The sequence below is a fragment of the Pseudoalteromonas sp. PS1M3 genome, assembly GCF_016865405.1.
Classification (GTDB): Bacteria; Pseudomonadota; Gammaproteobacteria; order Enterobacterales; family Alteromonadaceae; genus Pseudoalteromonas; species Pseudoalteromonas marina.
In genome coordinates this window covers 597,490-619,877 of sequence record NZ_AP022624.1, presented here as the reverse complement: position 1 = coordinate 619,877, position 22,388 = coordinate 597,490, and the positions used below count along the sequence as shown (strand labels likewise).

Genomic DNA, 22,388 nt, shown 5'->3' with positions numbered 1-22,388 from the left:
ACTAAACCGTTTTACTCACACCATACTTAGCAAATAGTAGATACAAAAAAGCCGAGATTATTTAATCTCGGCTTTTTTAATGCTTAGCTTTAAACTAACGCAATTTAATTATTTGCGTTACGTTGGCGTAATACTTCAAATAAACAAATACCGGTTGCAACCGATACGTTTAAGCTAGACACCGACCCTGCCATTGGAATTTTAACCAATACATCGCAATGCTCTCGCGTTAAACGGCGCATCCCCTCACCTTCTGCGCCCATAACTATGGCCATTGGGCCTGTTAAGCTTGCATCAAATACATGCGTGTCGGTTTCGCCAGCAGTGCCAACTACCCATACGCCAGCATCTTTAATTTCACGAAGCGTACGTGCAAGGTTAGTGACCTGAATAAGGGGCACTGTTTCTGCTGCGCCACACGCTACTTTTCGTGCTGTACCGTTAAGCTTTGCCGACTTATCTTTAGGAACAATGATCGCATGTACGCCAGCGGCATCTGCACTTCGCAGGCATGCACCTAAGTTATGCGGGTCGGTTATGCCATCAAGTACGAGTAAAAATGGAGTTTCTTCACGCGCAATGATCACATCTAAATCTTTTTCGTTGTACGTTGGCGCCGCTTTTACGTTAGCAATAATCCCCTGATGCTGCTCGTCTTTCGACTTGTTATCAAGTGCTTTACGCTGCATAAATTGTACTGAAATACCAAATTTACGTGCTTCATCAATAATCGGTGTTAAGCGTTTATCATCACGGCCTTTAAGGGCGTAAATTTCTAAAAATCGCTCAGGCTCTTTTGCTAAAATTGCTTCAACAGAGTGAAAGCCAAAAATTAATTCATTACTCACGTATTTTATGCTCCTGGGCTTGTACGTTTACGGGCATTTTTGCCTGGTCTTTTAGGCTTTTTAGCCGATTTCTTTTTCGGTTTTTTCTTTGCGGTGCCATCACTGGTTTTAACCGCCGACTTACCAGCAGCTTTGCCTTTACCGGCTGGCTTTTTTTTACCTTTTGGCTTGTCGTCTGACTTTTTACCCGGTACTTTGCCTGCTTTTAATTGTGAGCGTACACTCGCAGGGCCTTTACCTTTAGGTGCACGACGGCGTGAATACCTATCTTGTGCTACATCGCCTTTAAGTACTAAGTTTATACGGCGATCGTCTAAACTGACTGAGGCAACTTGCACCGTTACTTTATCGCCAAGGCGGTAAACGGTGTGGCTGTGTTCACCAATCAGGCAATGTTTTGCAGCATCATGTGCAAAAAACTCGTCGCCTAAATTAGTAACATGAATTAAACCATCAATTTGTAAATCGTCTAATCGTATAAATAAACCAAAGTTTGTAACCGACGAAATAACCCCGTTAAACTCATCGCCAACGTGGTCTTGCATAAACTCACATTTAAGCCAGTCGGCTACTTCTCGAGTCGCATCGTCTGCACGGCGCTCAGTGGTTGAACATTGCTCGCCTAATTGATCTACTTCATCGTCAGTGTACGCGTATGCGCCTGACGTTTGTTGACCTTGTGCTTTTAGCACCGCTTTAATTGCACGGTGTACAACTAAATCTGGGTAACGACGAATAGGCGATGTAAAGTGCGCATAAGCCGATAACGCTAAACCAAAGTGACCTATGTTATCTGGCTGATAAACCGCTTGTTTCATTGAGCGCAGCAGCATAGTTTGAATAAGCTCGGCCTCTGGGCGCTCGCCTAATTTAGCTAATATTTGCGTAATTTCTTTAGGCGTTGGTTCGTCACCTAATGTGCTCTGAATCCCTAACTCAGTTAAAAACTGTGTAAAGTTACCTAGCTTTTCACTGTCGGGTTCATCATGCACACGGTAAAGTGCACTGGCCTCGTGCTTTTCGAGTAATTTAGCCGCTGACACGTTGGCTAAAATCATACATTCTTCAATGAGTTTGTGCGCGTCGTTGCGGATAACTGGCACAATAGACTCTATTTTACGATGTGCATTAAATACAAAGCGTGTTTCGAGTGTTTCAAATTCAATAGCACCACGCTCTTGGCGTGCTGATTTAAGCGCCATGTACATTTGCTGTAAATCAGTTAAATGTGGCACTACGGCGGCGTATTCGTCGCGAAGCTTTTCGTCATTTTGTAAAATGGCGTTTACTTTAGTGTAAGTTAAACGGGCGTGAGAATTCATCACCGCTTCGTAAAATTTATAACCCGACAATTTACCTGCCGCTGATACGGTCATTTCAGCAACCATACAAAGGCGGTCTACTTTAGGGTTAAGTGAACACAACCCGTTAGACAGTACTTTTGGTAGCATTGGAATAACTTGCTCAGGAAAATACACTGAGTTACCACGTGCAATGGCTTCTTTGTTAAGTGGTGTATTCATGCCTACATAATGCGACACATCGGCAATAGCAACCCATAAACGCCAACCACCCGATTTTTTAGGCTCACAGTACACGGCGTCGTCAAAGTCGCGGGCGTCTTCGCCATCTATCGTAACAAGCGGTAAGTCGCGTAAATCTACGCGGCCTTGTTTGTCTCCATCTTCTACAAATTCGCCTAAGTGGGCGACTTGTGCGTCAACTTCTTCTGGCCAAACATGCGGAATGTCGTGATTACGAAGGGCAACTTCAATTTCCATACCTGGTGCTAAATGCTCACCTAGTACATCAACCACTTTACCTACTGCGTTCATATTGCGGCTAGGATTTTGAGTGATTTTAACCTGCACCATTTGGTTGTGGCGGGCACCGTTTTCGTTGCCTGGTAAAATCATGATGTCTTGCGTAATACGCGGATCTTCAGCGACTACAACTGCAACACCATGCTCAACAAAATAACGCCCTACAATAGGGGCGCGCTCGTTGGTAAGCACTTTAATAATACGGGCATCGCATTTTGAGCCAGAGCCACGTTTTGTACCTTTAGCTAGTACAATGTCGCCATGTAACACCATGTTCATTTGATGTTTGGCAATAAACCAATCTTTGCTCTCGCCTTCAACTTCTAAAAAGCCAAAACCGTCTCTGTGGCCTATTACTTTACCTTTGGTTAAACCGGCTTCGTCAATAAGTGCATAACATTTAAATTTATTAAAATATAACTGACCATCACGCTCCATGGCACGAAGGCGACGTTTAAATGCAATTTGACGCTCTTCATCATTAACGGCTAGTTCTTCACATAATTGTGCGTAGTTAGCTGGTTTTGAACGCTCTTGAAGATGAGTAAGTATAAACTCACGGCTAGGGACGGGGTTTTCGTACTTTTCTTGTTCTCGACTGAGATTTGGATCTTGGTTTGACATTCACTATCTTGTTAGTTGGTTATGAAGGTTATTTTAACCCATATACGTAAAATGAGACAGGTAAAAGCACTTAATATTTAAACAAAGCTCACCTATCGGTTATTTAGCTTTTTAAACTTAGCGTACAGGGCCTTAATATGTCCTTAATTATGCAGCTTAATTGTGTCATTGTGATTAAGCTGCATCAGTGACTAAGCCATTACTTAGTTTTATGAAGATTTTTGTATAACATTTTACTGACGTTATCGATAAAAGCGGGGTCTTCTTCTTTAATAGTTTGCAAGATGTGTTTGTTCATTTGCGATTTGTTTTGAGCGTAAATCCAACGGTTTTTATTAAACTGCGCTGCAAATTCAAGTACACCGGCTTGCAGTTCGTCACTGTTAGAAAATACAGCTTCTATAACGTTGTTCTCAAACAGTTGTTGTGCCCCCACCCGTTCGCCCGTCATTGCTAGCCTATTAAAGAAGGTTTGCGGTATCGCTTTATTAATAATAGGAAACATAGACGGTACAAAAGGCACCAGTACATCAACTTCAGGAAAGCAAAAAAAGCCTTTGTCTGATTTCATAAATCTAAAATCACAGGCACAGGCAAGCACGGCTCCATTACCATAAGTATGACCATTGAGGGCTGCAATAATAGGCATAGGAAACGTAACAATACGTTGTAGCAACTGTGTTATTTGCAACATAAAGTCAGAAATAGCCGCTGGTAAAATGCTTGGGTTTGCCATCCACTCAAGGTCAATACCCAACGACCAGCTTTTGTCGCTTGCTGAGGTAAGTACCACCGAGTGAATGCTTTTATCAGCCTCTATATGATCAAGGTGTAAATTAAATTCAGCCAAAAACGCTGGATTGTGTCGATTTTCTGCGGTGTTCATTGTTAAAACTGCGACACTGTTTTTTACTGTTAAATCTATTAAATTTGCCATTTAACCCTCTTTTTGCGAATTTTAAGCTTACTTTAAGCGTTGTTCGTTACTTTTGTTGTTATGACTAACATAGTAAGGGTTTGTGTTAAATTTATAAACCTTAATCACATGTGTTTATAACCACCCTTTTTGTTTAGCTATACGTGCTGCGTCGATTCGGTTTGTTGCATTAAGTTTGGCAATTGCGTCTGAGAGATAGTTACGCGTTGTGCCTTCACTTATAAATAACTGTGTGGCTATTTCGCTCGTTTTAAGTCCATCGCTTGCAAGCTTTAATGCTTTTCGCTCTTTGTCGGTAAGTGGATCGGCGTCGTCTAGAGCGTTAATTGCAAGCTCTGGGTCAATCACTTTTTGCCCTTGCATTACCTTTTTGAGTGCGTTGATTAGCTCGTCACTCGGGGCTTCTTTTAATATAAATCCTTTAACACCGGCACTTAACGAGCGCCTAATATACCCAGCGCGTGAAAATGTGGTCATGATCACCATTTTTATAGCCGGAAATTGCATTGCTATTTTTTCACTAAGTTCTATGCCGTTCATTTTAGGCATTTCAATATCGGTTAAAATAATATCTGGCATTGCATCTTCATCAAGCGCATTAATAGCATTTAGAGCATCTAGCCCGTTGCTTGCTTGGCCAATTACGTCAATATTAAAATCTAGGCTAAGTAGTGCACTAACAGCGTCACGCACTAGCGCCTGATCTTCCACTAAAAATATTTTGATCATTGTAAATCCTCAGATGAAATTGGCAGTACTACGTTTAATGTAAATTGTTCACCACAGGTAAAAGTTGCACTACCTTGTATTTGCTCTGCTCGTTCTTTTATACCGTTTAAACCGTTGCCTGCCTCGAGCCTGCCACAGGGTGCATTATCTATTACTTCAATAAGTAATTGCTGAGGTGTTTGCTTAATTGTTATAGCGCTGTTTTTAGTTGAACTATGGCGTAGTAAGTTAGTGACTGACTCTTTAATTATTAAACTAGCAATGCCCTCTACCTTGGCAGGTAGCACTGATAACTCAACGTTAAACGTAATATTAAAATCTTGCTCTAATAACCGTTGTTTTAACTGAGCAACTTGGCTTACCAAATTAAGCTCTTTTAAGTCGCTTACGGCACTGCGTACATCGCTAAGTAGCTGCCTTGCAAGGTCTGCTACTTGGGCTATTTCGTTGTTTGCTTGCTCGTAGCGCTCACCTTGGTTTAGCTTATTAGCCAGCTCGGCCTTTAATGCAATAGATGAGAGTGAGTGGCCTAAAATATCGTGTAGGTCACGCGCTATACGTTCACGCTCAGCAATAGCAGCTAATTGCTCTAATTGGTTTGCACTTTCTTGCTCGCGCTTTTTATGGTCGCGTTCTCTTTTTGCTGCAATTCCATAACTAAATAAGGCGGCACATAATATTAAGGCCACAGCCAAAAAGTATTGAAGCTTTCCCATATCGCTTAAATACGAACTTGTAAAAAGCGCCACCACAATGGCTAATGCAGCATAAAACCGCTGTTTTAAGTTATAACTATACCCAGCTACATAGGCAACAAAGCCATATAAGGTAGGTGTGCCGGAGGTAAAAAAAGTGGCGCTAAAACAAATAGCGAGCAAGGCTAAAAATAAGGTGGTTATTTTTGTGTTATCGCAGTTAATTGCTTTTACATACAAGATAATAAAGGCAATATAAAAAGCTAAACATAGGCCCATTTGGCTTTTTGTAAATTGGTCAAAATTAATAATTAATGGCAGTAAGTAAAAGCCTGTAAAAATTAAATGGCCGTATTTCCAAAACGTTTTATCCGTTTGATGAGAAAAGCTACTTTGCGAACTCATGCTAGCACCTCTGGTGTATTATTTTTATTTAAAGCACTCTTTTTATTAATAAATATAGATACCACAAAAATGCTTATCAGCATAAAATAATCAATGTAATTAATAGTAAAATTAAGCGAATCAAAAAACTCGCTAATATCAAGACTCATTAAAACTAAACTATTCATAGCACTCTCCTGTTAAGTAGGATAACTATGCCAGTACGTAAAAATAATAAGAGTGTGAAGTGTCATTAACTTTGCTGACATTTGTCATGTTTCAAAAAATTCATCTTATTGACGCCCCCTCGGTGATAACATATTAAAAAAAGGAGATGATGTTTAAATGCAGCCACAACAGCAAAGCTTAATTTACCTACATATTGCCGTGTTACTTTTTGGGGGAACCGCCCTTTTTGCCAAACTCATTGGTTTAAATGCTCTGGATATTACAGTTTACCGAACAGCTATTGCTGGTATGGCAATATTGGCAATGCTTTCATTCGGGAAAAAACAAATTAAGTTAAACAATCCCAAAGACTACCTTATTGCTTTATTTTTAGGTGTTACAGTAGGGCTACATTGGGTGACTTATTTTGCAGGTATGCAAATGGCAGGCATAACCATTGGTATGCTTGCATTTTTTAGCTACCCAGTAATGACCGTGTTTTTAGAGCCTTTATTTAATAAAAGTAAACCTCAAGCAAAAGATATAATAAGCGCTGGCGTAGTTGTTTTGGGTATTTATTTATTGGTACCAAGTGCTGATTTAGGTGACGATGTAACACTTGGTGTTATTACTGGCGTGGTATCTGCGTTGTTTTTCTCTGTCAGAAACATTACTCACAAACGCTATTTTAGCCAATACGGCGGCCCACAGACGATGTTTTACCAAACCTTGGTAGCGAGCATAATGCTGTGCGCATTTATTGAAGTGCCAGTGTACGAGGTGAGTAATCAAGATCTTGTATTAATTGCCGTCGCTGGCATTATATTTACCGCTACACCGCACTCGCTATTTGCAGCAAGCCTAAAACATTTATCAGCCGCAACGGCAGGGCTAATTTCATGCTTACAACCGTTGTACGGTACTATTTTGGCTATTATTATTGTTCACGAACGCCCAACATTAATGACCCTGATTGGCGGCGCACTTATTGTAAGCGCTGCATGCTTTGAAACATGGTCAATAACCAAGAAGGCTCGACAATGAAAATTTTTGCACACAGGGGTGCTAGCGGGCACTTTCCCGAAAACACTAAAAGCGCCATTTTAGAAGCCTTAAATATGGGTGTAGACGGCATTGAAGTAGATATTCAAAGCGCTACCGATGATTACATGCTAATACATGACTCGTGGCTAGACAGAACCACCAACGGAAAAGGCAAAGTTAGTGAGTTTGATGCAGCAACCCTTACAAAACTTGATGCGGGTAATGGCGAATGTATACCAAGGCTACAACAGTTATTTGATTGGAATAACAATAAAACCTTACTTAATTTAGAACTTAAGCATACCTTTGAACTTGAAAAGTTTGCTGACCAGCTTGAACGTAATATCAGTGCGGGAACCATTTCATGTGCTAATATTTTAGTATCATCGTTTGATCATCATCAATTACAATGGCTTAAAAAGCGTTTACCCTGCTTAAAAATAGGCGCTTTAACGTCTTCTATTCCAATTAATTATGCAAAGTTTGCACAAGACTTAAATGCATTTAGTGTGCATGTAGATAAAAATTTTATTAACAAAGCGTTTGTAGATGATGCTAAAAAACGCGGGCTTGAAGTTTACGCTTATACAGTGGATAAACAACAAGATATTGCACTTATGCGTGACTTCGGTTTAGACGGGATTTTTACTAACTTTCCCATGCAATCCAAGGCATATTTGCTATCGTTAGCTGATAAATAGAGTCGCTTATACCTTGCAAATGCCTGCGTAAAAGCGTTCAAACATAGGTTTAAGCAAGATGAGTGGCTTAATGAAAATTTATAATTATATCGAACAAACATTCTTTTTTACTCTAACGCGTAAAATTGTTGGTAACTTGAGTTTTGTTTTTTTGTTTCAGGCTATTACTTTATTTTGGCTTTATGACAGCTTAAGTGAGCAACAAAATCTTGGCCTTTTTTGGCTACTAACCTTAGTTATTATTTCAGGCTTTGCGTTTACGCTTTTTTATATGCGCTTTTTGATTGTTCGCCCTGTAAAAGCTATGTGCGATACGCTTATTAAAATTAATCAACAAGATGCCAATTTAAACGCTAAACTTCCGCATTTTTCATACGACGAATTTAAAACGTTAAGTACGCAATATAACGATTTTACAAGCCACTTAAGCCAATTACTTAACACGACTTACACAAGCGCTGAAGCCAGCGCACAAAGTAATAAAGCCGCAACTGAGTCAATGCAAAGTACGGAAAATTCGAGCGAACAGCAAATTACCTTAAGTCATACAATTATTGATGCCAGTAACCAAATAACACAAAGCTTGCAAAATATTGTGGGCAATACCGACAGTGTTCATACTGTAAATAATGAGCACTTAGCCTTTGTAAAACTCTCAGCTCAAGATCTGAGCTCTCTGGTTGAGAAAGTGCAGTTAATAACTGATATGTTAGGCAGTTTTGCGAGCACCGTTGATGGCTTGAAGGAAAACAGTGAGAATATTCGCAGTATTTTAAAAATGGTTGAGGAGTTTTCTGATCAAACTAACTTACTCGCGCTTAACGCCGCGATAGAAGCTGCGCGAGCAGGAGAAGCCGGGCGTGGTTTTGCTGTTGTTGCTGATGAAGTACGTACCCTCTCGGTTAAAGTAAGTGGAGCTACTCGCCAAATCAGTGATTTTATAACCCAAATGAATGATTTGGTCAGTGAAACAAATAAAGAGTCAGAGCAACTTATTAACCATTCTAAAAATGCACAAAGCTCAATTTGTTCAACCTCTGAAGGGTTTAGTAAAATGCTTAATGAATTTGAGAGTAATCAACAGCAATTACAGCAAATTGCCAGTGCAGTGCATTTATTAGAGGATACGCAAAATTTAACCCATCAATCAGTAGAGCAAATTGTTGAATTAGGCGAGCAGGCTAAACAGCAAATAGACACCGCTCTTGCCGACAGCCAATTATCGCAAGAGTTAAGCTTACAAACACAGCAGCAATTGAAGCGCTTTGTACTTTAATTTTTATCATAAACGCGGTTTACGCTTAAACACCTATTGATGCGTAAACCTCAACACACCCCTGTAATTATGCTAAATTACAGGGCGATTATTTAATATGCGTGAATATGTGTGAGCAACCTAACTCCTGACTACCCTAAATTAGCCCAGCAAATAAAAGCATGGGGAAAAGAACTCGGCTTTAGCGAAGTAGGGATCACTGATATAGATTTGACTAAGCATGAACAACAGCTTCAGCGTTGGCTTGACGCCGGGTTTCATGGCTCAATGGATTATATGGCGGCACATGGAATGAAACGCGCTCGCCCTGACGAGCTTATTCCCGGCACACAACGTGTTATATCGGTAAAAATGAACTACCTGCCCCCCGATGCTGGCTTTGCTAAAACATTAAAAAACAAACAAAAAGCCTATATTAGCCGTTACGCACTTGGCCGAGACTACCATAAATTAATTCGTAATCGATTAAAAAAGCTCGGCCAAAAAATAGAACAAGAAGTAGGTGAATATGGTTTTAGACCCTTTGTTGATTCAGCCCCTGTATTAGAGCGCCAATTGGCTGAAAAAGCGGGGCTGGGCTGGCGTGGCAAACATTCATTACTAATAAACAAAGAAGCTGGATCGTGGTTTTTTTTAGGTGAATTGTTTATTGATTTACCTTTACCTGTTGATAATGAAAATACCTTTGAAGGCTGCGGTAAGTGTGTAGCCTGCATAACTTTATGTCCTACAGGTGCAATTGTAGAACCTTATGTGGTTGATGCGCGTAAGTGTATTTCATACTTAACAATAGAACACCAAGGCCCTATTCCTGAGCAATACAGAACTTTATTAGGTAACCGAGTTTATGGCTGCGACGACTGTCAATTAGTTTGCCCGTGGAACCGCTATGGACAAATAACCGACGAACGAGACTTTCATCCGCGTACGCAGTTAAAAGACAAAGACTTACTTGAGCTGTTTAGTTGGGATGAAACCACATTTTTAAAAAATACCGAAGGCAGCTCAATTCGCCGAATTGGACATGAACGTTGGTTACGTAATTTAGCCGTTGGTTTAGGTAATGCAAACTTTGACCCTGACATTATTAGCGCGTTAGAACAAAAAATTGATGGTTGTAGTGATCTAGTAAAAGAGCATATTCAATGGGCACTGGATCAGCAAAACAATAAACAACCCTCACTTAGAAAAACGCAAAGACTTATTAGGATAGTGGAAAAAGGCTTACCACGAGATGCATAAATTCATAGAAGCCTATTTAGTACTAAAGCAAATCAGAGCTATTGGAGTGTGATTATTCGCCATTATAGGGCGATAAACCTGATATTAATGGCAAACAAGCCCTAAAAGTAAGTCTATGTGTTTATTATTGGCTATGGTTTAGCAGTATCGAAAGCTCTGTTTCAATGTCTGCGAACGCCTCTTTTACTTGAATAACAGACTCCTCGCGGGCTACAGAATTTTGAATTGTTTCATCTACTTTTTTATAGATAAAAATTTCTTGGTCTTCGTCTAAACCCATTGTTGGAATTCTAACCTCAAGCTCTTCCTGAAGTTTTTTAAATACTTGTTCGTTGTTTAAGCGATTTTCATTAAGTAAATCTATCAAACCATGAAATTTACTGTGTACTGTACTTGCTACTGCGTTTAGTTTTACCTGCTGCGCATCTAATAAGTTCTTAGTTATTATGGCGCGTAACTGCTGTTCTGTAACACTAACAATAAAGCACACGTGATCGCGTATTCTGCCGTGTTTATCAGGATCGTGTCCTGGCATGTTTAAGATGAGTAAACTAATTAGCTCGTAGTTAACTAATAAGCGCTGCGAAAACTCATGCAAACGGCCTTTGTTTTTAAGCATTTCAAATAGCTCGATCACAATAGGCGAACAAACACCATGTAAAGCATAATGTTTAACAATAGAGTCGTATCTAAATTCTACATTACTTTGTAAATCAAAAGATTGTAGGCAATCAATAAGTGCTTTTGCTAAATCGTCTGGGTTAGTTATGAGCGCTATGTTTTCTACGTAATTGACTATTTGCCCCATTTCGCTGCTGTTAGCCATAGCATTGAACGCGGTTGAAGTTGCCGCTTCTACTTGTTTTTCTAGACTTTGTTTCTCTACTAATACTTGGTTTAGATTTTTTAATTTAGATCTAAGCTCATCATGCCCAAATGGTTTTACTATGTAATCTTCAGCGCCGGCTGAGTAGCCTTCCATGCGCTCCTCCACAGTTCCTCTTGCAGATACAAACATAACAATAATATGTGCGGTATTTGGGTTTAATTTAAGTGTTTTACACACTTCGTAACCACTCATCTTCGGCATGCTTACGTCAAGTAAAATAACTTGAGGCATATAGTCCTCAACCATATCCAAGCACTCAGGGCCACTGTTGGCTAGCCTTAACTCAAAATCTAAGTCTTCTAAAATTTCTTCAATTATTTCAAGGTTAAAGGGCTCGTCATCTACTGCTAGTATTTTTGTTAAAGCCATAACTAAATCATCCTTTTAAATTCAAAAATAAATTGTATAAACATAAACAACTTACTGTTTTAGCGTACTTTTATTCATCGACTAGGTGTTCGTCTAAATTTATTTCAAGTGGTAATTTTATATGTACTGTGGCACCACCATTGGTATTATTACACGCGCTAATTTGACCTTGATGCAACGATACAAATTCTCGGCAAAGTGCTAAACCTAGCCCCGTACCACCTGCACCACTGTTTGTTTTACTGCTTTGCACAAACTTTGTGAAAATATGATCAAGCTCATCTTCAGGAATACCTATACCGCTATCAATGACTTCAATATCAGCAAATTGGCCATCCGATGCTAATTTAAGCGTGATGTTACTTTTGGGCTCACTAAACTTTAATGCATTGCCTAATACGTTGCGCAACAACTGATTTATTTGCTCTTCATCGCATTGCACAATGACCGGTGAATCTGGCGCAGGAAAAATAATATTAATTTGTTTTTCCATCGCCGTGCCCGACACATCGTCAATGCTTGTTTTAATAATGCTTTCTAAATTATGAGGGCGCGGGTTAAACGGAAATTTACCTACATCAAGCTTTGATAAATCAAGAAGGTTATTTAACAAAGATAGCAGCCTATCGCCACTACACTCGATACGAGATAAGTATTTTAGTAACTTTTCTCTAGCAAAGTCGCCAGCTTCTAGCTTATCGAGTCCAAAGCGTGCAAAACTTAAAATTGAGTGCATGGGGGTTCGCAGCTCATGTGACATATTTGCTAAGAAGTCTGATTTACTTAAATTTGCCGCTTCGGCTACATTTTTAGCATGCTCTAACTGCGATGTACGGGCTTTGACCTCTTCTTCTAGTAACCCTTTAGCTTCTTGAAGTAGCTCTTCTTTTTGTTTTAAGTGAGTTACATTTTTGAAAATTACAGCCAGTGCAATCTCACCATGGTGATCTATTTCGTTAAAAGAGCCAAACAAAGGCACTGTGCCACCGCTTTTAATGGGTAGACGTAAATCGTAACTGAACTGACGATTGCTGTTTAATGTTGAAATTTTTTCTTTGATTCCAGCAATCGAATCGTTATCTAAAAAATCAAATAACGATTTACCAGAAAGCCCGCTAAACGGTAGATCTAAAAGTCTTAAGCAAGCGTCATTTGCTTCAATAATTTGACCGTTGCGTTTAAATAGCATGATAGCGTCAGGGGTGTGTTTATAAATAACTTGTAGCAAGCTGTCTTTTTCTATTAGTGCATCGACAGTTTCTTGAAGGCGCTCAACTAACTCGGCATTGCGGCGTTTTAATAATTCAGTTTGCCAAAGCTTATGCACTGATTGCAGTAAAATATTTTCATTGAGCGGTTTAATCAGTACGTCTTCAACACCTTGGCGAATAGCTTCAATCATTGAAACTTGGTCAGGGCGGGAAGTGAAAAGCAAGCACCGTGCATTTGGTTGCGACACTTTTAATTTTGAAAATATTTGAAGACCAGTCGCTTCACCGAGGCTAAAATCGCTAATTAAAATATCGATTTTATTACTTTTTGCAATAGTGAGTGCGTCATTTAAGCTGCTTGCCGTAAGGGTTTTAATATGTGCGCCAATTAAATTGCTCTTCATATTATCAAGGCGATTTTGGATATGATCGACCAACAATATAGTGGGCAGTTGCATCATATGGTTAGAGTCTAGCTCTAACAAGCTCTCTAAAAGAGAGGTGATCTCTTTATTAGAGAAGAAAGGATAAACAACCGTAGCATCAGGTACTATTTTATTTAGGCCAGCAAATGCGGTTAACTGCTCTGTATTTTCGGTTTTAGGGGCAAGTAATAATAAACGCCCATGAGATAGTTTATCAATTAGCGGCTTAATAGGGGCAACCGGCACGCCGTGAGCTATAACAACTAAATCGTAATTTTCGGCGTGAGTAAACATCTCAAGCATAGAGAAATGAATCAGCTCAACATTACACCCAATGAGCTCTAAGAGTACTTTTACTCTCATTGCTATGATGGTGCTGCTGTCTATGATTAATATTTTTCTAGCCATTAAACTACACTTACAACCAATAAAATTAATATGTTACCAGCGTAGTATAAAAACACGAAAATAACACACATTCCTGTGCGTTATTTGTAAACAAATATGACCAATAAATAAGCGTAACTTATTCTAAATGCTTACCAAATATGGTTAGGCTGTATAAGTTATTATCCATAACGGCAACGTTTGGTAACTCCCCCCACACATCAAAACCAAAGTGCTTAAATAACTTTACGCTTGGCAAATTATGGCTAAAAATAAAGCCAAGTAACACGTTAATATCAAGCTTTTTAGCCTCCGATTGCGCAAACTGCATTAACTTTTTACCCAAGCCTTTACCTTGTGCATTTTTAGTTATGTAAATGCTCATTTCTACGGTTCCGTCGTATGCAGGGCGTCCGTAAAACGATTTATAACTCACCCAGGCAAGTACAGTATCGTTTTCGCAATACACATAAATTGGGCGTTTTTGTGTATGACTATTAAACCAATCTTTTTTTTCTTCAACGGTTACTTCTTCGGTATCTGCCGTTACCATTCGCCCTTCTATGGTTTCGTTATAAATGGCGACAATATCATTAAGGTCGTCAATAGTTGCTAAGCGAGTTGTCATAGTAAATTTAAGTGGTTGATCAATTTCCTCCATATTAGCGTATGATCAGCCAATCAAACAATCGGATAGTTAGGTAATATAATGCTTAAAAAAATGATAATAGGGTTTACTGCGTTGCTGGTTAGTTCAACTTTAATGGCACAAACACAGCCAAATAATGAAGCCGTAAATCCCCAAGCCTGTGACGATTTTACTAACGTTGATATCCGAAAGCTTCGCTCTAAAGAGTCCATTAATTTATGCGACTACAAAAACAAACCTCTGTTAATTGTTAATACTGCGAGTAACTGTGGCTTCACCCCTCAGTTTGAAAGCTTAGAAAAACTACACAAAACATACAAAGACGAAGGGCTTGTAATATTGGGCTTCCCTTCTGATGACTTTTTTCAAGAAGAAGATAACGAAAAAGAAACGGCCAAAGTCTGTTTTATTAATTATGGGGTCACCTTTCCTATGTTCGCCACCAGCGAAGTGAGAGGAAGTGATGCAAATCCTATATTCAAGCATTTAAACGAGCAAACAAGTTCGCCCAATTGGAACTTTTATAAATATTTAGTATCTGCTGATCGTAAAACAATTTTACGATTTAACAGCAAAGTAAAACCAGATTCAGAAAAAATGATTAAGGCAGTGGAAAATTCCCTGTCTAAAATCTAAATTTATACTGGTACAATTTGTACAAACTAACTAGTATGGCAATACACTAGGTTAAAAAAACACCACTTATAATCAGGAGATTTTATGGCAGTGGCAAGCGCACGACACATTTTGGTAGACAGCGAAGCACAATGTTTAGACTTAAAAACAAAAATTGAACAAGGCGAAGACTTTGCTGAATTAGCAAAAGTACATTCTAATTGTCCATCAGGACAAGACGGCGGCGCTCTGGGTGAGTTTGGCCCGGGTATGATGGTCCCTGAGTTTGATAAAGTGGTTTTTTCTGCCCCAATAAACCAGGTACAGGGCCCTGTACAAACGCAATTTGGTTACCATTTACTTGAAGTTACTAGCCGTTCAGAATAAATTGAGCTTTACTGCTATTAACGTTTAATAAAAGCCGCTTTAGCGGCTTTTTTTTGGAGTGATTATGCAATTAATTGGTTCTGTTCCTTCACCTTACGTTCGCCGAATTAGAATATGGGCTCTGCAAAACAACTGTAATATAGAGCTTATAAGCTTAGACATATTTTCAGCTCAAGACCGCCCTAAAATGGCCAATAAAAACCCAGCCCGTAAAATACCTATTTTAATTGATGGTGATTTAACACTGAGCGACTCAAACTCAATAATACGCTACTTATTAGAGAAAACAGGCAAATCAAAGCTAAACTGGCCGCAAGAGCACTTACTTACCACTATTAATGCATGCAACGACTCGCTTGTTGAAATGCTATTATGCAAGCGCTCAGGTTTAGATACACAAAGCGATGCATTATTTTTTAATCTGCAAAATGAGCGAATAGAACAAACATTAAGCTTTTTAAACAATCATTTAAACGATGAACAATTTAAAAGCTGTGAATACCTCAACATCAGTTTATACTGCCTGCTTGATTGGATTAGCTTTCGTGAATTAACTGACTTTAGTCAGTACAGTGAACTTGTTGCATTTCATGCACAATTTAGCGAACGTCAATCAGCAATAGAAACTAATCCTCGTCACTAACTTAATAAGGTAAACACATGAGCGATATTGAAATTGAATCACAGCTAGTTAACTTCGTAGAAAAAGTACGTGTTAGCGAAGTCATTTGGGCACTGGGCGCAGAAGATAATGGCTTTGTAGTGTGCGACTCAAACCAATTTGACGACACTGATGTTTTACTGCTTTGGGAAAGTGAAGAAGCGGCTAAAGCGCAGTGCAAAGAAGAATGGAAAGATTACAGTCCGGTAGAAATTAACCTTGATGAATTTTTAGATGCATGGGTTGAAGATTTAAATGAGGACGACGCATTAGTTGGCATTAATTGGAATGATGACCAAGTATGTGTTGAGATTGAACCAACGGGTTTAGCTCGTGCATTAAGTGAATAATAATTTACACACAGGACCTTAAAGCCTGATAACCCGACTAGCATCTAGTGCTAGTTGGGTATAAAATAAAACATATCACTATTTTCAAGGTATTACGTTGAAAACCCATCTTGGTCGCCGCCCTTTTTCAGCCATGGAACTGCACACTATTTATAATGGATATATATACGGTGATGTTCGACTCCCTCGCGAGCAAGCAAAACATTGGCACTTTTGGCTGCCACTAATAGCCTATTACAGCGGTGCTTACAGTGATGAAATTGGCTGTTTAACACTTGATGATCTTTGTATTATTGATGATATTTTATGTTTTAGCTTTCATACTCACGGTAAAATAAAGCCCCGCTTAGTCCCTGTACATAAAGCACTTATCGATGCAGGATTTAGCGATTATGTTGAGTTTATAAAGTCTAAAAACCACCAGCGACTTATGTTTGATCTCCCGGCTAAAACAGGCAGATACAGTGAAAAAGTACGTATTTGGTTTTCGGGTGAAGGCGATCGTGCCGGCTATTTGCAAAAATGTGATATCCCCAACGTTGACCAGCTCGGTATGAAAACCGCCATTAGTAGCTTACGCCTTAACTTTGAACAACAAGTGCGTATTTATGCGCTTCAGGCTAACTCTAAAGATGCTTTTAATTATTTAATGGGTTTTAATGAATACCCAGATAATCAGTTTGATGAAATCAGCTTATTAAATACGGTTATTCAACAAGTACGTATTATAAATACACAACTCAGCTGGCAACGTTTTCTATCACGCGAAAGCCACTGACAAACTTTGTTACTATTTACCATCAAAGCCACTTCTTAAATCAATTACGCGCCTCACAAAAACTGGTAGGATAAACTGTACCCATAAAAATCTGGGCGTTTCTAACAATAAACAAGGGATCACTATGTTTCTTAAAAGCCTCTTAACTGTGAGTGTTGCGCTAGCAATAAATGCAGCAAACGCTAACGAATTCGTTATCGAAAAACTCGCAAAACCAAGTTCGCAAAATGTATCGCTAACGCTCGACCCAAGCAAAGATACATTCACAGGGATGACTGAAATTGCCTTAGAAGTATTAAAACCAACACATTACATTGAGCTAAACGGTGTGGATTATGCTGTAAAAATGGCGCAACTTTTAGGTAAAGAAAACTGTGACTTAAGTAATGAAATACTTAAAACAGGTAAAGTTAAATTTAGCTGTGATGAAAAAATCCAACCGGGTAAATACACGCTTAATATTGATTTTTCTGCTCCCTACAACCGCCAAAGTGTGGGGTTATACAAAACATTGGATCAAGGTACGCCTTACTTATTTACCCAATTTGAAATGAGTGATGCACGTCGTGCCTTCCCCGTTTTTGATGAACCAAGCTATAAAATTCCTTTTCAGTTAACAATAACGGCTCCAAGCTCACAAAAAGTATATGCCAATACACCAGAACTAAAAACAACAATAAATGGTGATATGACAACCCACTTTTTTGATAAAACACCGCCTATTCCATCATATTTAGTTGCAATGGCTGTTGGCCCGTTTGAAGAAATAGACATTGAAGGTATGCCCATTCCTGGGCGCGTTATTACTCCTCAAGGTAAAATTCATTTAGCCGAATATGCTAAAGATAATATGCCGCGCGTACTTGCAGCATTAGAAGAGTATTTTGGTATTCCTTATGTGTATAAAAAACTCGACTCAGTTGCCGTGCCTGAATTTCCATTTGGCGCAATGGAAAACTCTGGTTTAGTAACTTACCGCGAAGACATTTTACTCGTTGATTTAGCTGCAGCGACACGCAGTAAAAAACAACGTAACGTATCTATTATTGCTCACGAACTAGCACACCAATGGTACGGTAACTTGGTAACCATGAAGTGGTGGAATGACCTGTGGTTAAACGAAGCGTTTGCAAGCTGGATGGCAGCTAAAATGACCAAGCAGCTAAATCCTGAGTTTGAATCACATTTAGACTTACCACAAAATAACGTAATGGCATTAGACGCCCGCTTAAGCACTAAGCCTATTCGTAAGCCAATTAAAACCGAAGCTGACATTATGGACGGTTTAGGCCTTGCATACAGTAAAGGTAGCTCAGTCCTTGCAATGGTTGAAAACTGGATTGGCGAAGAAGCATTCCAAAAAGGGATTCAGCGTTACTTAAAAGATTTCTCTTATAAAAATGCAGAAGCGGCTGATTTATGGCAAGCACTAGGTAAAGCATCAAATAAAGATGTAGCTAGTGTTTTAAAATCATTTATCGAGCAGTCTTCTTTTCCTCTTGTAAGTGTTAAACAGCAAGGCAAAAAAGTAACCATTTCACAAAGCCGCTTTGTAAATGCAGGTGTTGATGCGCCAGCACAACTTTGGAATGTGCCAGTAACGATTAAATACGGTGCAGGCGACAACGTTAAAACAGCCAGTGTTTTACTAAACAAACAAAGCCAAACGCTTGATTTAGATTTTGCACCAGAGTGGATTTACCCTGACCAAGGTGCTCTTGGCTACTACCGCTGGGTAATGGATGACGCGCAATTTAACGCATTAATTGAAAACGCGCCAACAGTGCTGACTGACCGCGAACGTTTAGCGCTATTATCGGCCACCGATGCACTGCTTAAGGCTGGCGTTATCTCTGCCGCCAAGTTAATGCAAACACTTGAAGTATTTGTAAGTGACAGCCACCCTCGTGTAGCAAATACTGCACTGGGCTACTTGGTATCGCAGCAACGTACGTTCAAAGATGAAAGCAATAAAGACTTATGGCCTGCATTTATCCGTGACGCAGTGACTCCTGCTGCTAAAAAATATGGTTTAGAGGCAAAAATTGACGAAGATGGTGCAGTATCGCAACTTCGTGCAGCCGTTATATCACGCTTAGGCTTTGATGGCGAAGACCAAAACGTAATCAATAAAGCCAAAGAACAAACGCAAGTGTATTTGACTAATCCTCAAAAAGTAGACCCATACTTAGCAGGTGTTTATTTAAGACTCGCGGCTTTTCATGGTGATAAAGCCTTGCTTGATCAATTCATGACAACATTTAAAACGACTAAAGACCCTCAAGTGCGCACTAACATGCTAGCTGCTATGGGCTTTTTTGGTGAGTCTGAGTTACAAAATACAGTGCTGGCTTACAGCTTAACTGATGAAGTAACCGCGTCTGATATGCGTACTATTTTATCTGGGCAAAGTTACACAGAAGAGCGCCAAGCATTATTTATCGATTGGGTTTATAACAATTACGATAAAGTAACAGCAAGTTTGCCGCCGTTCTTTATTCCTAATTTACCGTACTTTACAACCGTAGGCTGTGATGCCAAAAGCTTAGCAACCACTCAAAACTTCTTTAACGATAAAATTTCAGAAGTGCCTGGGTACAGCCGTACATTGAGTAAACTAGAAGAAAGTACGCTTGATTGTATTGCACTAAAAAAACGCGAGCTTGATTCGGTTAATAGCTTCTTAAACAGTAAATAACCACTATGTGATTAAGCTATAAAAAAGCCGCTGAGTATTCACTCAGCGGCTTTATAATTTTAGGGCGAAACTAATTAACTCGAATTCTGGATAATAAACTTCTTAACTAAAGTTCAGATTAATTACCAATGATCATCGTCAACTTAGCAATAAAGTCTTTTGCAGCTTGCTCTGAATTTATTTTAAATGCGACACCATAATGAATTGGTTGGGCGCTTTTATATATACGAGTTGGAAAACGGGTCATTTCACTGCTATGAAAATACCCTTGTGCACGTGTTACACCATCTATGTCATTAAAGTCATCGCTAAATACTTCAAACGCAGGGCGAATCACTATTTTGCCTTTACCGCTTTCACTGTGAGTGTAAAAGGCCTCTTTAGAATTAACTAACATGTATTCAGCAATGTTTTTAATTTTAAAATTACTTCTGCATTGTAGTTTTATAAGCTGCTCTGTTAACTCATCTGCACTGTACGCCATGTTTATCCCTATTCGTTAATTTGCGTATTACCTTAACGCATACGCAGTTTGAAGTCTTACTTTATTGTGTTACGTCGCATACAAATGCAAGCTTATCGTTGTTGTAACTCATTCGGGTGATATTTGTTTCGCAGTATGTGCTTAAATCAAGCCATTGCGATATCTCATTACTGCCATCGAGCTTACGTTGATAAACACGATTTTTAATAGCGTAAGCAATTGTTTTATCATCTTTTAAAATGAAGTCTTGTACCTGAGTGGGGAGCCTTAATAAATCGCTTACTTGTTTATTTTGTGGATTAAAGCTCGCTAAAATATGCTGATCATTTTTAGTATAACTAAATAAAAACATCGCCGCGTTGTGGTTATAAATAAGTGTACGAGAAATATCACTGGCAGCTATTTCACCTCTAGCAGCGTCTACTGAGGTGTATTGAAGCGTATGCGGCTGACCTAAAATAAACATCACTAAATCGTTTTTAATGCCCCAAGCATGGTAGCCAACAGGCTCTATCCAATCAAAAATACGACTAGGCGCACTTTGTGTATCAAGCGGATACTGCCACAACTTTTGTTTTGAATCAGCCTCTACAACAATGGCTGATAAACTTGTTTTATTAGGCATTAACGTTGGCGAATACTCACTGACAGGTGTATTTGTTAAGTTAGTTATTTCACGTGTTGTTAAATTGTAGTGTGCAATATCGGTTTGGCTTTGGTTATTAGTTATTACCTCATGGGTAAAGTATAAATCGTCATTAATTAAGTAAGGCTGGTTATTGTAACTTGTTTTGTCGCTTACTATGGTCACTTGAGCACCATATGGCGTATTTAAATCAGCAAGTAATATTTGGCTTTTAGGCATGTTAGCGTGCGCACAACCTGCGGCTAACGCACTTAATGAAAAGAAGCTAAGTAATGGTTTTAAAAGTTTCATGCTTTCTCTCGTTTTAATTTTAAGCACCTCATGATAACGTTATTTGCTGATGGCGTCACTTGAGCTTAGTCAGTCAACACTTAAGATACCCAAACGACTTAAAAAAGTGTTAAGTTTAGTCTGGTTATATAGCCTGGTCCTAAAAAAGAGAATTAACATGTCAGCTAAAAATCCTATCATTGCAATTACTGGTTCGTCGGGTGCGGGTACAACCACCACGACCAATGCCATTAAGCATATTTTTCGTAGCCTAAATATTCAGGCAGCATTTATTGAAGGTGATAGCTTTCATCGTTATACACGCCCCGAAATGGACAAAAAAATACGCGAAGCCCAACAAGAAAGTAAACATATTAGTTACTTTGGCCGTGAAGCTAACGACTTTGGCGCCCTTGAATCGTTATTTAGTAATTATGGTGAAACAGGGCAAGGCAAATTGCGCCGCTACTTGCACACCTTTGATGAAGCTGTACCTTATAACCAACTGCCAGGCACATTTACTCCTTGGCAAGACCTTGAGCATAATACAGATATTTTGTTCTACGAAGGTTTGCATGGCGGAGTTGTTGACCAAGACGTTGATGTAGCCAAGCATGTTGATTTACTCATAGGCATGGTACCTATTATTAACCTTGAATGGATACAAAAGCTAATCCGCGATACTTCAGAGCGAGGCCACTCTCGCGAAGCCGTGATGGGGTCAATTGTGCGTAGTATGGACGATTACATAAATCATATTACCCCTCAGTTTTCACGTACGCATATTAACTTTCAGCGTGTGCCTACCGTAGATACATCAAACCCATTTAGCGCAAAAGACATTCCATCACTTGATGAAAGTTTTGTTGTGATCCGCTTTAGAGGCATTGAAGATGTTGATTTTCCTTATTATTTGAGAATGATTGAAGGCAGCTTTATGTCACGTATTAATACGCTGGTAGTACCGGGCGGTAAAATGGGCCTTGCAATGGAGCTTGTATTAACACCGCTGATAAAAGATATTATTATGAAAAAGCGCGCACTAGAGAACCTTGCTCCGCTTGATTTGCCTATTTAGTATTATCGCTTTAGTGCTCT

General features: G+C 39.2%; 22 protein-coding genes. 11 read left to right on the top strand and 11 right to left on the bottom strand.

The features are described from left to right. Positions 1-104 precede the first annotated feature (104 nt). The 6 genes from rlmB to PS1M3_RS02900 all read right to left on the bottom strand — a co-directional run bounded on the left by rlmB (position 105) and on the right by PS1M3_RS02900 (position 6,228). Positions 105-848, bottom strand: a complete 744-nt coding sequence (gene rlmB / locus PS1M3_RS02925; RefSeq protein WP_006794097.1) for a 23S rRNA (guanosine(2251)-2'-O)-methyltransferase RlmB — start codon at positions 846-848, stop codon at positions 105-107. A gap of 5 nt (positions 849-853) precedes the next feature. Further along, on the bottom strand, positions 854-3,295 hold the full coding sequence (gene rnr / locus PS1M3_RS02920) for a ribonuclease R (protein ID WP_203986172.1): 2,442 nt from the start codon (positions 3,293-3,295) through the stop codon (positions 854-856). Positions 3,296-3,494: 199 nt separating this feature from the next. After that, positions 3,495-4,232 carry an enoyl-CoA hydratase/isomerase family protein gene (locus PS1M3_RS02915; protein ID WP_039036399.1) on the bottom strand — a complete coding sequence of 246 codons (738 nt, stop codon included), beginning with the start codon at positions 4,230-4,232 and terminating at the stop codon, positions 3,495-3,497. Between the two features lie 114 nt (positions 4,233-4,346). Next, entirely contained in the window at positions 4,347-4,961 is a 615-nt protein-coding gene (locus PS1M3_RS02910; RefSeq protein WP_058428366.1) for a DNA-binding response regulator, read from the bottom strand. After that, on the bottom strand, positions 4,958-6,061 hold the full coding sequence (locus PS1M3_RS02905) for a sensor histidine kinase (protein WP_138740401.1): 1,104 nt from the start codon (positions 6,059-6,061) through the stop codon (positions 4,958-4,960). Before PS1M3_RS02905 ends, PS1M3_RS02910 begins: the two co-directional genes overlap by 4 nt. Then, entirely contained in the window at positions 6,058-6,228 is a 171-nt protein-coding gene (locus tag PS1M3_RS02900) for a hypothetical protein (RefSeq protein ID WP_006794092.1), read from the bottom strand. The genes PS1M3_RS02905 and PS1M3_RS02900 overlap by 4 nt, the downstream gene beginning before the upstream one ends. A gap of 157 nt (positions 6,229-6,385) precedes the next feature. Between PS1M3_RS02900 and PS1M3_RS02895 the strand changes: the two genes are divergently transcribed. The 4 genes from PS1M3_RS02895 (at position 6,386) to queG (ending at position 10,471) form a co-directional block, all read left to right on the top strand. Continuing rightward, on the top strand, positions 6,386-7,252 hold the full coding sequence (locus tag PS1M3_RS02895; RefSeq protein WP_138740402.1) for a DMT family transporter: 867 nt from the start codon (positions 6,386-6,388) through the stop codon (positions 7,250-7,252). After that, positions 7,249-7,953: a glycerophosphodiester phosphodiesterase family protein gene (locus PS1M3_RS02890; RefSeq protein WP_138740403.1), complete on the top strand. Its 705-nt coding sequence runs from the start codon at positions 7,249-7,251 to the stop codon at positions 7,951-7,953. Before PS1M3_RS02895 ends, PS1M3_RS02890 begins: the two co-directional genes overlap by 4 nt. A gap of 58 nt (positions 7,954-8,011) precedes the next feature. Then, complete coding sequence (locus tag PS1M3_RS02885) at positions 8,012-9,229, top strand: methyl-accepting chemotaxis protein (RefSeq protein ID WP_138740404.1); 1,218 nt, start codon at positions 8,012-8,014, stop codon at positions 9,227-9,229. A gap of 111 nt (positions 9,230-9,340) precedes the next feature. After that, complete coding sequence (gene queG / locus PS1M3_RS02880; RefSeq protein ID WP_138740405.1) at positions 9,341-10,471, top strand: tRNA epoxyqueuosine(34) reductase QueG; 1,131 nt, start codon at positions 9,341-9,343, stop codon at positions 10,469-10,471. A 124-nt stretch (positions 10,472-10,595) separates the two neighbouring features. On the opposite strand, the gene PS1M3_RS02875 is transcribed toward queG, so the two are convergent. The 3 genes from PS1M3_RS02875 to PS1M3_RS02865 all read right to left on the bottom strand — a co-directional run bounded on the left by PS1M3_RS02875 (position 10,596) and on the right by PS1M3_RS02865 (position 14,380). Then, a complete protein-coding gene (locus tag PS1M3_RS02875; protein WP_010555695.1) occupies positions 10,596-11,729 on the bottom strand; it encodes a PleD family two-component system response regulator in 1,134 nt (377 codons plus the stop codon). A 70-nt stretch (positions 11,730-11,799) separates the two neighbouring features. Then, complete coding sequence (locus PS1M3_RS02870; protein WP_010555694.1) at positions 11,800-13,773, bottom strand: ATP-binding protein; 1,974 nt, start codon at positions 13,771-13,773, stop codon at positions 11,800-11,802. 118 nt (positions 13,774-13,891) lie between these two features. Continuing rightward, complete coding sequence (locus PS1M3_RS02865; RefSeq protein WP_033024928.1) at positions 13,892-14,380, bottom strand: GNAT family N-acetyltransferase; 489 nt, start codon at positions 14,378-14,380, stop codon at positions 13,892-13,894. Positions 14,381-14,461: 81 nt separating this feature from the next. Between PS1M3_RS02865 and PS1M3_RS02860 the strand changes: the two genes are divergently transcribed. The 6 genes from PS1M3_RS02860 (at position 14,462) to PS1M3_RS02835 (ending at position 19,890) form a co-directional block, all read left to right on the top strand. Continuing rightward, positions 14,462-15,037 (top strand): glutathione peroxidase, encoded by a 576-nt coding sequence (locus PS1M3_RS02860; RefSeq protein WP_006794084.1) that lies wholly within the window; start codon positions 14,462-14,464, stop codon positions 15,035-15,037. A gap of 84 nt (positions 15,038-15,121) precedes the next feature. Next, a complete protein-coding gene (locus PS1M3_RS02855) occupies positions 15,122-15,403 on the top strand; it encodes a peptidylprolyl isomerase (RefSeq protein WP_006794083.1) in 282 nt (93 codons plus the stop codon). Between the two features lie 64 nt (positions 15,404-15,467). Further along, on the top strand, positions 15,468-16,046 hold the full coding sequence (locus tag PS1M3_RS02850) for a glutathione S-transferase family protein (RefSeq protein WP_138740407.1): 579 nt from the start codon (positions 15,468-15,470) through the stop codon (positions 16,044-16,046). A 17-nt stretch (positions 16,047-16,063) separates the two neighbouring features. Next, positions 16,064-16,414 carry a DUF2750 domain-containing protein gene (locus PS1M3_RS02845; RefSeq protein ID WP_006794081.1) on the top strand — a complete coding sequence of 117 codons (351 nt, stop codon included), beginning with the start codon at positions 16,064-16,066 and terminating at the stop codon, positions 16,412-16,414. Between the two features lie 97 nt (positions 16,415-16,511). Further along, positions 16,512-17,192 carry a hypothetical protein gene (locus PS1M3_RS02840; RefSeq protein WP_033019772.1) on the top strand — a complete coding sequence of 227 codons (681 nt, stop codon included), beginning with the start codon at positions 16,512-16,514 and terminating at the stop codon, positions 17,190-17,192. A 124-nt stretch (positions 17,193-17,316) separates the two neighbouring features. Continuing rightward, a complete protein-coding gene (locus PS1M3_RS02835; RefSeq protein ID WP_203986169.1) occupies positions 17,317-19,890 on the top strand; it encodes a M1 family metallopeptidase in 2,574 nt (857 codons plus the stop codon). Positions 19,891-20,008: 118 nt separating this feature from the next. Here PS1M3_RS02835 and PS1M3_RS02830 read toward each other — a convergent pair whose 3' ends face one another. Together PS1M3_RS02830 and PS1M3_RS02825 are read right to left on the bottom strand one after the other, a co-directional pair. Next, a complete protein-coding gene (locus PS1M3_RS02830; protein WP_006794078.1) occupies positions 20,009-20,374 on the bottom strand; it encodes a hypothetical protein in 366 nt (121 codons plus the stop codon). Between the two features lie 61 nt (positions 20,375-20,435). Next, positions 20,436-21,311, bottom strand: coding sequence for a hypothetical protein (locus PS1M3_RS02825; RefSeq protein WP_203986167.1), 876 nt, complete (start codon positions 21,309-21,311; stop codon positions 20,436-20,438). A gap of 157 nt (positions 21,312-21,468) precedes the next feature. Here PS1M3_RS02825 and PS1M3_RS02820 point away from each other — a divergent pair, with 157 nt between their 5' ends. Beyond that, a complete protein-coding gene (locus tag PS1M3_RS02820) occupies positions 21,469-22,368 on the top strand; it encodes a phosphoribulokinase (protein WP_138740409.1) in 900 nt (299 codons plus the stop codon). Positions 22,369-22,388: the final 20 nt, after the last annotated feature.

Coding starts and splice junctions, on each gene's coding strand:
- rnr (WP_203986172.1), bottom strand. CDS start 3,295: ATGTCAAACCAAGATCCAAATCTCAGTCGAGAACAAGAAAAGTACGAA.
- PS1M3_RS02915 (WP_039036399.1), bottom strand. CDS start 4,232: ATGGCAAATTTAATAGATTTAACAGTAAAAAACAGTGTCGCAGTTTTA.
- PS1M3_RS02910 (WP_058428366.1), bottom strand. CDS start 4,961: ATGATCAAAATATTTTTAGTGGAAGATCAGGCGCTAGTGCGTGACGCT.
- PS1M3_RS02905 (WP_138740401.1), bottom strand. CDS start 6,061: ATGAGTTCGCAAAGTAGCTTTTCTCATCAAACGGATAAAACGTTTTGG.
- PS1M3_RS02900 (WP_006794092.1), bottom strand. CDS start 6,228: ATGAATAGTTTAGTTTTAATGAGTCTTGATATTAGCGAGTTTTTTGAT.
- PS1M3_RS02895 (WP_138740402.1), top strand. CDS start 6,386: ATGCAGCCACAACAGCAAAGCTTAATTTACCTACATATTGCCGTGTTA.
- PS1M3_RS02890 (WP_138740403.1), top strand. CDS start 7,249: ATGAAAATTTTTGCACACAGGGGTGCTAGCGGGCACTTTCCCGAAAAC.
- PS1M3_RS02885 (WP_138740404.1), top strand. CDS start 8,012: ATGAGTGGCTTAATGAAAATTTATAATTATATCGAACAAACATTCTTT.
- PS1M3_RS02875 (WP_010555695.1), bottom strand. CDS start 11,729: ATGGCTTTAACAAAAATACTAGCAGTAGATGACGAGCCCTTTAACCTT.
- PS1M3_RS02870 (WP_010555694.1), bottom strand. CDS start 13,773: ATGGCTAGAAAAATATTAATCATAGACAGCAGCACCATCATAGCAATG.
- PS1M3_RS02865 (WP_033024928.1), bottom strand. CDS start 14,380: ATGACAACTCGCTTAGCAACTATTGACGACCTTAATGATATTGTCGCC.
- PS1M3_RS02860 (WP_006794084.1), top strand. CDS start 14,462: ATGCTTAAAAAAATGATAATAGGGTTTACTGCGTTGCTGGTTAGTTCA.
- PS1M3_RS02855 (WP_006794083.1), top strand. CDS start 15,122: ATGGCAGTGGCAAGCGCACGACACATTTTGGTAGACAGCGAAGCACAA.
- PS1M3_RS02850 (WP_138740407.1), top strand. CDS start 15,468: ATGCAATTAATTGGTTCTGTTCCTTCACCTTACGTTCGCCGAATTAGA.
- PS1M3_RS02845 (WP_006794081.1), top strand. CDS start 16,064: ATGAGCGATATTGAAATTGAATCACAGCTAGTTAACTTCGTAGAAAAA.
- PS1M3_RS02835 (WP_203986169.1), top strand. CDS start 17,317: ATGTTTCTTAAAAGCCTCTTAACTGTGAGTGTTGCGCTAGCAATAAAT.
- PS1M3_RS02830 (WP_006794078.1), bottom strand. CDS start 20,374: ATGGCGTACAGTGCAGATGAGTTAACAGAGCAGCTTATAAAACTACAA.
- PS1M3_RS02825 (WP_203986167.1), bottom strand. CDS start 21,311: ATGAAACTTTTAAAACCATTACTTAGCTTCTTTTCATTAAGTGCGTTA.
- PS1M3_RS02820 (WP_138740409.1), top strand. CDS start 21,469: ATGTCAGCTAAAAATCCTATCATTGCAATTACTGGTTCGTCGGGTGCG.